Genomic DNA, 11,962 nt, shown 5'->3' with positions numbered 1-11,962 from the left:
CCCGCGGCTCGGCCCCGAGGCGACCCGAGGCCCTGTGCGAGGATCACGGGGTGAGCACGCCCACCAGCAGAAGAGTCGGCCGCCCGCGGGCCCAGGAGCGCCCCGCCGACGGCCTGGAGCCGCGCGACGAGGTCCTGGCCGCGGCGGCCGAGCTGTTCACCACCCGTGGCTACACCGCGACCTCCACCCGTACGATCGCCGAGCGGGCCGGTCTGCGGCAGGCGTCCCTGTACCACTACTTCGACGGCAAGGAAGCGATCCTCGCGGAGCTGCTCGAAGGAACCGTCCGGCCCTCACGCGAGGTGGCACGCGCTCTCGTGTCCCGTACGGAGGCGGCCCCGGAGGCGCGGCTGTGGGCGCTGTGCCACTCCGACGCGGCGCTGTTGTGCGGCGGCCCGCACAACCTCGGGGCGCTCTACCTGCTGCCCGAGGTGCAGACGGGGCGCTTCGCCGCCTTCCATCGGATCCGGTCGGAACTCAAGTCGTGCTACGCGGAGTTGCTCGCGGCCACGGAGCCAGGGGCGGCGCTCGGTGCGGACGACCTGGTGCTGCGCGCGGACCTGCTCTTCGGGCTCACCGAGAGCGTGATCCTCATCCGGCGGGCGGACCCCGCCCGCGAGCCGAGCACGCTCGCGGTGGCGACGGCCGACGCGGCGCTGCGCGTGGCGGGCGTGCCGCAGCGGTCGCTGACACGGCTGCGCCGCGAGGGACAAGGTCTCCTCGCGGCGCAGGCCTGACCGGGCCGGCGAAAGCGCCCGACGCCTCAGGCGCGTACGGCCCCGGCCCCGTGGTCCGTCAGGGCCCGGCGGTCCGCTTCCCCGGCCGCCGGACCGGTGCCCCCGCGACGGCGGTACCAGCGGTACGCCGCACCTGCCGCGACCGTGGCGCCGAGGACCAGGACGGTGAACCACCGGAAGTACCAGTGGCCGCCCTCCGGGTCGTACACCTCCGCGCGCGGCCAGGCGAGGTTGACCGTCATGAAGAGCCCGTATCCGACCGCGAGCGCGTTGACGGGCAGGCCCCAGCGTCCGAGGGAGAACAGGGGCTTGCCGGACTCGTCGCGCACGTCACCGTCGGCCGGCGGCGGCCACTCGCCCCTCAGCCTCCGGACCAGCATCGGGCCGGTGACCATCGCGTACGCCAGGTACACCATGGCGATGCAGGTGGTGCCGATGGCCAGGAACGCCTGCGGGGACGCGAGGTTGAGCAGGAGCAGCAGACCCGCGCCGATGCCGACCACCACGGCGGCCGTGCCGGGCATCCCGGTCCGCCGCGGGACCCGCGCGAGCTGCGCCGATCGCGGGAGGACGCCGTCGCGGGCCATGGAGTAGAGCATGCGGGTCGCCGAGGTCTGGATCGCCAGGGTTGCCGCGCAGACGGCCACGGCGACGTCGGCGAGCAGGACCCTGCCGACGCCGTCGCCGAGGGTGCTGGTGAGCACGTACCCCAGGCCCTCCGTCGCCAGGCGTCCGTCGGTGAGACTGGGCGCGGCGAGCAGCCCGCCGAGCAGTAGCAGCCCACCGCAGACGCCGGAGGTGGTCAGGGCGCTCAGCGTCGTACGGGGCGCGGTGCGGCGGGGGTTGACGGTCTCCTCGCTCATCTCGCTCGCGCTCTCGAAGCCGATGAGGACGTACGCGGCGGTGAACGAGCCCACGAGCAGCGCCGTGATCAGGCCGCCCTCGCCGCCGGTGTGCAGGGTGATGCCGGGGTCCCGCTCCGCGTGGGTGGCGAGGAGGGCGACGATCAGGGCGACGCCGGCGATCTCGGCGGTGACGCCGATCGTGTTGACGGCCGACAGTGCGCGGTTGTCGAGGACGTTGAGCAGCGTGGTGAGCGCGAGCAGGACAAGGCCGAGGAGGGCGGCGTTCGCCGCGCCGCTGGTCGTCGTGGGGGACGGGTCGCCGCCGACGATCTGGAAGCCGGGCCAGACGGCGGGCAGGACGACCTGGAGCGCGAGAGCGGCGGCCGCGACGACCACGATCCGCCCGGTCACCATGATCCATCCCGCGTACCAGCCGAAGGACGGGGAGCCGAGCCTGGTCGCCCACTGGTAGATCGCCCCCGCGATGGGCATCCGGGCGGCGAGTTCGGCGAAGCATGCGGCGACGAGGAGTTGACCGGCCAGGACGGCGGGCCAGGTCCAGAAGAAGAGCGGCCCGCCGAAGGAGTACCCCAGGGAGAAGAACTGGAACACCGTGGTCAGGACGGAGATGAAGGAGAAGCCGGCGGCGAAGGACGCGTAACGCCCCATCCGGCGCCGCAGCTCCTGCGGATAGCCGAACGGGGCGAGCGAGCTGTCGGGCGAGCCGTCGGATGAGCCGTCGGGGGAGCCGTTGGGCGGTTCTTCGCCCGGTGCACCGGGCGGGGGAGGTGCCGGGGGAGTGGGATCGGCGGTCACGGTCATGGCGGTCCCCTGTCGCGGAGGCGAGTTCCTGCAATTCCTGTCGGTTGACAGAAATTAGAGAGGGCCCGTTTCCGCCGCGTGTCACGCCCGTGTCCCGACCGTAAGTGACTCCTCTCCGGACGGCCCGTTCGGAGAGCGGAGGTCACGCTCGCCGGCCGTGCGGGTGCGTTCCGGCGTCGCCCGCGAGTTCCCGGGGCGGCAGCCAGCTCCACGGCACGGGGGGCGGCTTCCACCCTGGCGACAGGATCCCTTGCACCTTCGAACCAGGAGCTGATCGCACGGGCGGACGGGCTGCGCGAGTCGACCGGCCGTGGGCAGACCTGCCGTGAGACTGCCGCCGTCGCGGCATGTGCGAGCTCAGGCCGTGGGCGCGCGAACCCTGGAGCCCACCTGGTCGCACTGGTCCGCGCGGGCGCGACGTTCGAGAACGGTTAACGGTGTCCTGACCGAGCGCGAGCAGGCCACCGCTGCCAGAGAACCCGCATGGCCGGGCTCAAGGCCCGTCAACGGTCAGGATTCCGCGGCCAGGTATTCCAGAGCCGTCGCGATGTTCTGGGACATGTCGATCACGCTGTCCAGCACCAGCCGGTCGTCGGCCCACGGAGCGAACTCTTCCCGCCGCCGCTCCACCGCCTCCCACGTCGGCTCGTGGAAACCCTCGATCTCCCGCGACCGGCCCTCGAGCCGTCGGCGGTGCACCGCCCGATCCGAAAATCGGATCCACCGACGCGACCGGCGCGGCCAACCTCTGTCCCAGCTCCTCGGCGACCGAACGATTCCCCGCACCGGGCAGCCCGGCCATCGCGATCAGCATGAGCCCAGGCTCGCATGCCCGGTCAGCCGCGGACCGCCACCGCTGGCCGACGGGCCAGGAAGCTCGGAACGCTCATCCAGCCACGTCGTCATCCGCAGAATTCGACCATTGCTCTCGGGCGCGGACGGGCCCTCGAACAGCCCGCCCGGTCACAGGAATCGGCGGATCGGCTGGACGGCCACCTCCCGGGCCCGCTGGACGACCGAGCGTCTCTTCCACCGGCCCGCCCGGATCAGTTCGCTGACCGCCACATCCGCCTCGAAGTGCTCGTCCAGCGTCGCGGTGAACCCCTGATCCAGGACGGCGAGCATCACCTCCTCGTCGTGATCGAGGGAACGGCGGTTGAAGTTCGTCGAGCCGATCAAAGCGGCCACGCCGTCGACCGTGATGACCTTCGCGTGCATCATCGTCGGCTGATACTGGTAGATCTTCACCCCGCAGGCGGTGAGGTCCTCGTAGAAGTACTGGCCGGACAGTTGGCATACCCGCTTGTCCGTGTGCGGCCCGGGGAGCACGATCTCCACCTCGACCCCGCGGCGTGCGGTGGCACAGAGAAGCTCGATGAAGTACGCGTCCGGTGAGAAGTAGGCGGTGGCCAGGCGGAAGCGCTCCTCCGCGGACTCCAGCATCACGCGGATCAGAGTCTGCATGTCCTGCCAACCGAAGCTGGCGGAGCCGCGCACCACCTGCACGATGGCATCGCCCTGAGGCCGGTGCCCGATGAACCGGTCTCGCTCGTCGAAGAGTTCGTCGTGGCACTCGGCCCAGTTCTGCGCGAACGCGGCGGCGATACCGTCCACCGCAGGTCCGCGGACCTCGACGTGCGTGTCGCGCCACTCGTTCTCGTTCCGTGCATCACCGCACCACTCCTGAGCGATCCCCACTCCGCCGGTGAACGCGGTCTCCTCGTCGACGACGAGGACCTTGCGATGGCAGCGGTGGTTCTGCTTGAGCGGCGAGAGATACAGCGGCTTACGGAACCAGGCCACCTGCACCCCGGCCTGCTCCATCGCGTCGAGCTGCTCGGTCTCGATCAGACGGCTTCCGAACCCGTCGAGCAACAGCCGCACCCGCACACCGGCGCGGGCCCTCTCGGCCAGGGCCTGGGCGAACTGGCGGGCTATGTCGCCCTTCCAGTACACGAACGTCATCATGTCCACCGTGTGCTCGGCGCGGCGGATCCCGGCCAGCATCGCGGCGAAGATCTCGTCCCCGTTGCGCAGGGGAACGAGCTTGTTGCCCTCGGTCGCCGCGATCCCGATCAGCCGCTCCAGACGCCGGCGTATCCGCGCGACCCGGTCTTCGTCGGACGGCGCGCCCAGGGCCTGGGCGGTCTGCCGGGTGTGCTCGGGCGGCTCTTGCGTACTGGTCATGGCGTCCCCCGGCCGGAGCACGACGAAGACCATTGGGCCGCGGTGCCCGGTCCGGCGCGGGCTGAGCGGCCAGCCGACTGTACCCCCGGGGCAGGTGCGGGACGCACGGCGCATGTGTCGGCGTCGGCGGGGCAGGCGGCAGACACACCTCGACCTAGGGAGTTCTTCATGATGGTTGTCGGCATCGTGGCCGTTTGTATCGTTCTGGCGATCCTCGCCTTCTTCGTCCCTCGTCTGTCCCGTCACCCAGAACGCGGCACCCAGCGCACCCTCGGAGCCGGATCGCGCGCCGGCGGCAAGGCCCCCGGCTTCCTGGGCCGGATCTTCAGCAAGCCCTTCAGGAGCAGCTCCAAGGCCGTGGGCCGCAGCGGCTCCGCCGGTCGCCGCGCGCGAGGCCGCATGCCGTTCTGACGTCCCTGCGGACTGCCCCTTCACGGCGAGCACCACGTCACCGACGCGCTCGCCGCGTCCGCCGTCGCGATCGGGCTCGGCGTCGACGTGGAGAAGACTGCCGACGCCCTCTCCCACGCGGCGCTGGTGGCCTCCGCACGCATGGAGGGCACCGACCGGCCCGACCCCGTACGGGTCATCACCGACGGACCCGGGGCTCAGGCCAAGCGACCGAACGGCTGCGGCATCGGAGAAGTACGTGCAAAGCGCCGAGCGGCCGACGTCGGCAATGTCGGCGCTTCGGACATGGCCACCGACCGTGGTCCGCCCTTGGCCACCAGCCGGACGGGCGCTGACCAGGACGACGTCAGCCTCTTCGAGCGTCGGACAGGCAGTGCCGGCGAGGCCTGGGCCCGGAGGCGCCACCTGTGAAGGATGTCAGGAGGGCATCCGGCGGGAGCCGGGGAATCCCGGGCGCAGCGTGGCGAGACGCGGCAGCTGTGGCAGCTTCCGGGTCAGGTGGCCCGTCGCCTTGGCGTAGCCGATGCCGAAGAGGATGGCGGTCGCGAGCGACAGCGGCTCGGAGACGTCGTCCAGGATCGGATAGATCTGCCAGTGAGTGAGGTAGATGGAGAGTGAACTGGCGGCGAGAAGTCCTGCCGCCTGGTTGATGCGGTGGCGGCTCGGCAGCGTGGGAAACCATACGAGCAGGGCGAAGCCGATGAGGACGAACGCCTCGCGCCGGGGTTCGCCGGGGAAGAAGCCCGGCACCGTGGTGAGTGCGGCGAGGGTGACGAGCAGCCGGTGGGGCGTCGTGCGGGCCTTCGCGGCTGCCCAGCCGAGGGCGAACAGCCAGAAGACGGTGACCGCGTCGGTGATCTGGGAGCGATCGGGGAGGCCGACGAGCTCGTAGCGGGTGAGCAGGCCGAGTGCGACCAGGGCGAGGGGCAGACCGTAGGGGAAGCGCCGCTCCGCCCGGTCGACGGCGGGCACGGCCAGCAGCGCGAGGACGGTCAGCAGGATGTAGACGAGCGCTTCGACGAACCACAGGTGCAGGCCCGGCCCCATGTCCTGGGGGAAGAGCGCGTTGTGCAGCAGGAGGAGGTTGCTCAGGTCGTACTCGGCGCCGATCAGGATCGCGAAGGCCGTCCAGGCGACGCAGGGGAGCGCAATGCGCGCGATGCTCCGCCCCGTACGGCGGACACGTTCGCGACGCTCGGCGGAGGTGAGGAGGAAGCGCGCGAAGTTGAAACCGGCCACCGCGAGCAGCAGATGCGCACCACCCCGGATCTCGAAGAGCCGGACGTGAGAGGCGACGATGCACACGATCGCCACGGCGCGCAGGGCGACGCTGGTCTCCAGGGCCCGGATTCGTGAGGGGGGCTTGCTCGCGGGGATGCGGAGGTCTCGGATCGGTGTGGTGTGCCAGCTCGCCGGCAGACGGCCGAGGCGTTGTTCGAGGTGGAGCGACATCTCGACGTACGAGAGCGAGTCGCCACCGAGCCCGACGAACGTGCTTTCCGGCGTCACGTCCGTACGGTCCAGAATCCTCGCGTAGAGCGCGCACAAATCGTCGTCGTCCGCGTCGTCGACAAGAAGCTGGTCGGCCCGGGCCATCTGGTCCAGCGCACGGACGGCCTGGTAGTCGGGCTTGCCCGAAGCCAGACGCGGAAGGTCGGGCAGCAGGTGGACGGCGACTGCGCGGGTGGGCAGTCCGCACTCGTCCACGACACGTCTTCGAATCCTCCGCTCGTCCCACCCGGGCTTGCTGACAACGGCGAGGACGAGCCGTTCGTCGTCGCCGGCGCAGAACGCACTCAGCCCGTGCCGTTCGAGCATCGCCTCGACCTGCTGGGGGTCGATCCGCATGCCGAGGATCTTCAGGAACCGACTGCGGCGGCCGACGATCTCGAACAGACCCTGCTCGGTGCGCCGAGCCAGGTCGCCGGTGCGCAAGGTGACGACGGTGCGGCCGAGGGCGAGGTCTTCAGGGGTGTCGGCATAACCGAGCATGACGTTCGGCCCGCTGTAGACCAGTTCACCGACGCCATGCCCGGGCGCTTCCTCGACGGGCGCCTCCTCGACGGGTTCGAGAGAGAACGACCCGCCTGGTATCGGCACGCCGATCGATCCTGGGTGTTCGCCGGCGAGCTCCGGCGGCAGGTAGGCCATGCGTGCTGTCGCCTCGGTCTGGCCGTACATGACGAAGAGATCCCAGCCGCGCCGCTGTCCCAGCTCGGCGTAGCGGGCGACCCGTTCGGGGGCGAGGCGGCCGCCGGCCTGGGTGATGTAGCGCAGGTGCGGCAGGTCCATCTCGGCGAAGCCGACGCGGTCGAGCAGGTCGAAGGTGTAAGGGACTCCGGCGAGGGCGGTGCCGCGTGAGATGCGGAAGAGCTCCCAGAAGCAGGCGTCGGCCACCGAGAGTTCGGTGAGGACGAGCCCGGCGCCGCGCAGTAGGTGGCTGTGGACGACGGACAGACCGTAGCAGTAGTGCATCGGCAGGGTCGTCGCGGCTCGGTCGGTGTCGCGGATCTTGAGGTACGTGGCGATCGACTCGGCGTTCGCCTGGAGGTTCTCGTAGGAGAGCCGAACGAGTTTGGGGGAGCCTGTCGAACCGGACGTGCTCAGCAGCAGGGCGAGATCGGGATGGAAGGTGTGGACGGATCCGGGCCGCCGCTCCTCGATGCGCCACTCGCCCGTGCCCGGGTGGACGACGATGTCGGGATCGTAGGCGGCGGTCAGGGACTCCACCGCCTCGGGGTGGTCGCCGGGCACGAGGAGTACCGGGTGGCCCGCCGAGAGCGCGGCCAGGTGAACGACGAGCGCACCGACGGTGTTGGCGCCGGGGAGGAGCACGAGGCGGCGTCCAGTGCCGAGTCGCCGGGCGGTGTCCGCCACCAGCCGGGACAGCTCACTGTAGGAGACCATGCCGTCGGCGGTGACCAGAGCGGGGCGGTCGCCGTACAGCGCGAGGCCATGGGCGAGGGGGAGGGTGTGGCCGCCGGCGGGCGGGGCAGGGAGGAGCGTCACGGGCGCATCGTAGGTAAGGCTTTCCTAATCGAGAAGGGGGGGTGTAGGCACCGGATGCTCATTTGCGACCGGTCCGTTATCAAAACCTCACTTGACCATTAGGTTAGCTTTACCTTATCAATGCCGTATTCACAGGTACTCCCGGTAGTTCTTCGTCGCCGGTCGCACGACCCGTCGCCGAAGGCGCGGGCAGCGATCGGCACGGCAGGAAGGCATCTCCACTCATGCGCCGCCCCATGGCTCGCACGCTCACCGCGCTCACCGCGGCAGCCCTGCTCGTTCCCGCGATCGCGAGCTGCGGCAGCGATGAACCCGCCGGACTCGTCATCTACTCCGGCCGCAACGAGAACCTCGTGAAGCCGCTCATCGAGAAGCTGGAGAAGCATCTCGGCACCAACGTCGAGGTCCGTTACGGCGACAGCGCCGAACTCTCCGCGCAACTCCTCGAAGAGGGAGACAAGACCGAGGCCGGTCTGTTCCTCTCCCAGGACGCCGGCGCACTCGGCGCGCTCTCCAAGGAACAGCGCCTCGCGCCGCTTCCGCAGGTAACCCTCGACAAGGTCGACCCCGCCCACCGCGGCTCCGCCGGCGACTGGACGGGCGTGAGCGGCCGCGTCCGCGTCCTCGCCTACAACCCGGGCCAGGTCACCGCTGTGCCGAACACCGTGCACGAGCTGGTCAAGCCCGAGTGGAAGGGCAAGATCGGCCTCGTCCCGACCAACGCCTCCTTCCAGGCCTTCGTCACCGGCATGCGTGTTCTCGAGGGCGACGAGACCACCCGCACCTGGCTCAAGGGCCTGAAGGCCAACGAGCCCAAGTCGTACGAGAACAACCTCAAAGTCCTGGAGGCCGTCGACAGGGGCGAGGTCTCGCTCGGCCTGATCAACCACTACTACTGGTTCGAGCAGGTTGCCGAGAAGGGCGAGGCCAAGGTCAACGCCAAGGTCCACTTCCTGCCCAAGGGCGACCCCGGCGGCCTCGTCAACGTGGCCGGCGTGGGCATCCTCAAGGGCGCGGACGCGAAGCAGGCCGCCTACGCCCAGAAGGCCGTCGACTTCCTGCTCTCGGCCGAGTCCCAGAGCTACTTCGCCGAGGAGACCAAGGAATACCCGCTGGCCGCCGGAGTGAAGACCGCGGCCGGCGTGCCACCCCTGGAGACCCTGCAGCCGCCGAAGATCGATCTCGGCAAGCTCGACTCGCTCAAGGAAACACTGGCCATGCTCCAGGAAGCCGGACTGGTCTGACGTGACCTCACCGGATTCGCCCATCCGGACGCGTCGCGACGCCCGCCCGGCCAGCGCCCCAGCGCTCGCCGGGCGGGTGGGTGCCGGCGGCCGTACCGACAAAGCAGCCAGACCCTCGTGGGTCCTGATCGTGCCCGCCTGCCTCGCCGCAGCCCTAGCTGTCCTGCCGCTCGGCTACCTCGCCGTACGTGCTCTCGAACACGGCCCGGCCTTCGCCTGGGACGTCATCGCCGGTGACCGCACCGCGCAACTCCTCCTGCGCAGCCTCGGTCTGACGGCCACCGTCGTCGCTGCCTGCCTGTTCCTGGGCATCTCGCTGGCCTGGCTGACGACACGGACCGCGCTTCCCGGCGCCCCCGCCTGGTCCGTCCTCGTCACACTGCCCCTGGCCGTCCCCAGTTACGTCACCGCTTTCGCCTGGCTCTCCGCCGCGCCCTCGCTCGCCGGATTCGCGGGATCCGCCCTCGCGCTGACCCTCGCCAGCTTCCCGTACGTGTACCTGCCGGTCGCCGCCGCCCTGCGCGGCACCGACCCCGGGCACGAGGAGGTCGCGCGCTCACTCGGGCGTGGCCCGCTGCGGACCTTCCTGAGCGTCACGCTGCCCCAGCTCCGACCCGCCGCGGCGGGCGGCGGACTGCTGGTCGCGCTGTACGTGCTCTCCGACTTCGGCGCCGTGTCCCTCATGCGCTACGACACCTTCACCCGAGGCATCTACACCTCCTACCGGGCGAGTTTCGACCGCACTCCGGCGGCCGCGCTCAGCGCCGTGCTCGTCCTCATGACCGTGGCGCTCGTCGCCGCGGAAACCCGCACCCGTGGCCGCGCCGGCTACTCCCGAACCGGATCGGGAATCGCTCGCAGGGCCACCCCCGTCGCGCTCGGCCGGCTGCGGCTGCCCGCCCTCGCCTGGTGCGGGACCGTCGTCGCGGCCGCCGTCGGCTTCCCGCTGGCCACGCTCGGGTACTGGCTAGCCGTCGGCTCCTCCGCGACCTGGGACCCCACCACCCTCACCGGCACGGCGCTCACCACCCTCGGTGTTGCCGCGGCCGGCGCCGCGCTCACCACCCTGCTCGCCCTGCCGGTCGGCGTCATCGCGGCCCGCCATCGGGGGCGGCTCGCTCACTTCCTGGAACAGGCGGCGTACGCGGGCCACGCCGTGCCCGGCATCACCGTCGCACTCGCGCTGGTCTTCTTCGCGGTCCGCTACGCCCGGCCGCTCTACCAGGAAACCCCGCTGCTGATCTGCGCCTACGCCGTGCTCTTCCTGCCCGTGGCGGTAGCCGCCACGCGCGCCGCCGTACTCCAGGCCCCACCCGTCCTGGACGACGTCGCCCGCTCCCTCGGCCGCACCCCCCTCGGCGTACTGCGCGAGGTCACCGTGCCACTCGCCGCACCCGGCGTCGCCGCAGGAGCCGCCCTCACCTTCGTGGTCTGCATGAAGGAACTCCCCGCCACCCTGCTGCTGCGCCCCACCGGCATGGACACCCTGGCCACCCGTCTGTGGACCGAGACCGGCACCGGGTCCTTCGCTGCCGCCGCCCCCTACGCCGCCGCACTGATCCTGCTCGCCGCCGTCCCCTCCTACCTCCTCGGAAGGCACCGCACATGAACGACCTCCAGGTCAGCGGCGTGGCCAAGTCCTACGGCCCCGGCACCGCTGTTCTCGACGGCCTCGACCTCACCGTCCAGGGCGGGCACCTCGCCGCCGTCCTCGGTCCTTCCGGCTGCGGCAAGACCACTCTGCTGCGCGTGATCGCCGGCTTCCTCCGCGCCGACCAGGGCACCGTGACCATCGCCGGTCGCACCCTCGCAGGTCCCGGCGTCCACCTCCCGCCCGAGCGCCGCCGCATCGGCATCGTCCCCCAGGAAGGCGCGCTCTTTCCCCACTTGAGCGTGGCTCGCAACGTCGCTTTCGGCCTGACCCGAACCGAGCGTGGCGCCCGCACGAAGCGCGTCGCCGAGATGCTGGACCTCGTCGGCCTGAGCGGATACGGCAACCGGATGCCCTTCGAACTCTCCGGCGGACAGCAGCAACGCGTCGCACTGGCCCGCGCCCTCGCCCCCGAACCCCATCTCGTCCTCCTGGACGAACCGTTCAGCGCCCTCGACAGCGGTCTGCGCGGAACTGTGCGCGCGGAGGTCCGCGCCGTACTCCAGGCCAGCGGCGCCACCGCCGTCCTCGTCACCCACGACCAGCAGGAGGCCCTGTCCACGGCCGACGCCGTCGCCGTGCTCCGCGACGGCCGCGTAGCCCAGTGCGCTGCCCCGGAAGAGCTCTACCAGCGCCCCGCCGACCCGTGGGTGGCCTCCTTCGTCGGCGACGCCGTCTTCCTCACCGGAACAGCCGAGAAGAACACGGCCACCACGATATTGGGCCGGATCCCTCTCGTAGCAGCGCCAGTCGGTCTGCGCGAAGGCCTTGTCCTTCTGCGCCCCGAACAGCTCCACCTCACGGACCCGACCACGGCAACCGCCGAGGGCACTGTCACCGACGTCTGCTTCTTCGGCCATGACTCCATGGTCACCGTCACCGTCGACGGCCTGGACCAGCCGATCGACATCCGCGCCCCCGGCCCGCTCCAAGTACGCCCGGGCGGCAGGATCGGCATCCGCGTCACGGGCGAAGCCACCTTGCACGCAGTGCCCGCCTGATCAAGACGGTTGTCCAGCGCGAACACCTTCGGCTCGGCGACGAGTATGCCGTTCC

Annotated in this window: 10 protein-coding genes; 6 read left to right on the top strand and 4 right to left on the bottom strand. The window is 70.9% G+C overall.

From position 1 onward, the window contains the following. Window positions 1-50 precede the first annotated feature (50 nt). On the top strand, window positions 51-737 hold the full coding sequence (locus tag ACFY8U_RS06740; RefSeq protein ID WP_389566589.1) for a TetR/AcrR family transcriptional regulator: 687 nt from the start codon (window positions 51-53) through the stop codon (window positions 735-737). Between the two features lie 26 nt (window positions 738-763). Here ACFY8U_RS06740 and ACFY8U_RS06735 read toward each other — a convergent pair whose 3' ends face one another. The 3 genes from ACFY8U_RS06735 to ACFY8U_RS06725 form a co-directional block, all read right to left on the bottom strand. After that, window positions 764-2,404 carry an amino acid permease gene (locus tag ACFY8U_RS06735; RefSeq protein ID WP_389566587.1) on the bottom strand — a complete coding sequence of 547 codons (1,641 nt, stop codon included), beginning with the start codon at window positions 2,402-2,404 and terminating at the stop codon, window positions 764-766. Between the two features lie 510 nt (window positions 2,405-2,914). Next, entirely contained in the window at window positions 2,915-3,103 is a 189-nt protein-coding gene (locus ACFY8U_RS06730) for a hypothetical protein (protein ID WP_389566584.1), read from the bottom strand. Between the two features lie 264 nt (window positions 3,104-3,367). Beyond that, on the bottom strand, window positions 3,368-4,591 hold the full coding sequence (locus ACFY8U_RS06725; RefSeq protein WP_389566582.1) for a phosphatidylserine/phosphatidylglycerophosphate/cardiolipin synthase family protein: 1,224 nt from the start codon (window positions 4,589-4,591) through the stop codon (window positions 3,368-3,370). 168 nt (window positions 4,592-4,759) lie between these two features. On the opposite strand from ACFY8U_RS06725, the gene ACFY8U_RS06720 reads away from it, so the two are divergent. Both ACFY8U_RS06720 and ACFY8U_RS06715 read left to right on the top strand, forming a co-directional pair. Beyond that, window positions 4,760-5,002 (top strand): DUF6411 family protein, encoded by a 243-nt coding sequence (locus ACFY8U_RS06720; RefSeq protein WP_361443796.1) that lies wholly within the window; start codon window positions 4,760-4,762, stop codon window positions 5,000-5,002. 87 nt (window positions 5,003-5,089) lie between these two features. Beyond that, on the top strand, window positions 5,090-5,413 hold the full coding sequence (locus ACFY8U_RS06715; protein ID WP_389566578.1) for a hypothetical protein: 324 nt from the start codon (window positions 5,090-5,092) through the stop codon (window positions 5,411-5,413). Window positions 5,414-5,419: 6 nt separating this feature from the next. Here the strand turns inward: ACFY8U_RS06715 and ACFY8U_RS06710 are convergent, their stop codons facing one another. After that, window positions 5,420-8,011: an AMP-binding protein gene (locus tag ACFY8U_RS06710; protein WP_389566575.1), complete on the bottom strand. Its 2,592-nt coding sequence runs from the start codon at window positions 8,009-8,011 to the stop codon at window positions 5,420-5,422. Between the two features lie 224 nt (window positions 8,012-8,235). Here ACFY8U_RS06710 and ACFY8U_RS06705 point away from each other — a divergent pair, with 224 nt between their 5' ends. Genes ACFY8U_RS06705 through ACFY8U_RS06695 form a run of 3 tightly spaced genes read left to right on the top strand, consistent with a single transcriptional unit; the run spans window position 8,236 to window position 11,907 of the window. Next, a complete protein-coding gene (locus ACFY8U_RS06705; protein ID WP_389566572.1) occupies window positions 8,236-9,255 on the top strand; it encodes an iron ABC transporter substrate-binding protein in 1,020 nt (339 codons plus the stop codon). 1 nt (window position 9,256) lies between these two features. Then, on the top strand, window positions 9,257-10,864 hold the full coding sequence (locus ACFY8U_RS06700) for an ABC transporter permease (RefSeq protein WP_389566569.1): 1,608 nt from the start codon (window positions 9,257-9,259) through the stop codon (window positions 10,862-10,864). After that, complete coding sequence (locus ACFY8U_RS06695; protein ID WP_389566566.1) at window positions 10,861-11,907, top strand: ABC transporter ATP-binding protein; 1,047 nt, start codon at window positions 10,861-10,863, stop codon at window positions 11,905-11,907. Before ACFY8U_RS06700 ends, ACFY8U_RS06695 begins: the two co-directional genes overlap by 4 nt. Window positions 11,908-11,962 lie beyond the last annotated feature (55 nt).

The organism is Streptomyces sp. NPDC012508, assembly GCF_042902595.1.
Classification (GTDB): domain Bacteria; phylum Actinomycetota; class Actinomycetes; order Streptomycetales; family Streptomycetaceae; genus Streptomyces.
This window is presented reverse-complemented; position numbering and strand designations above follow the sequence as displayed.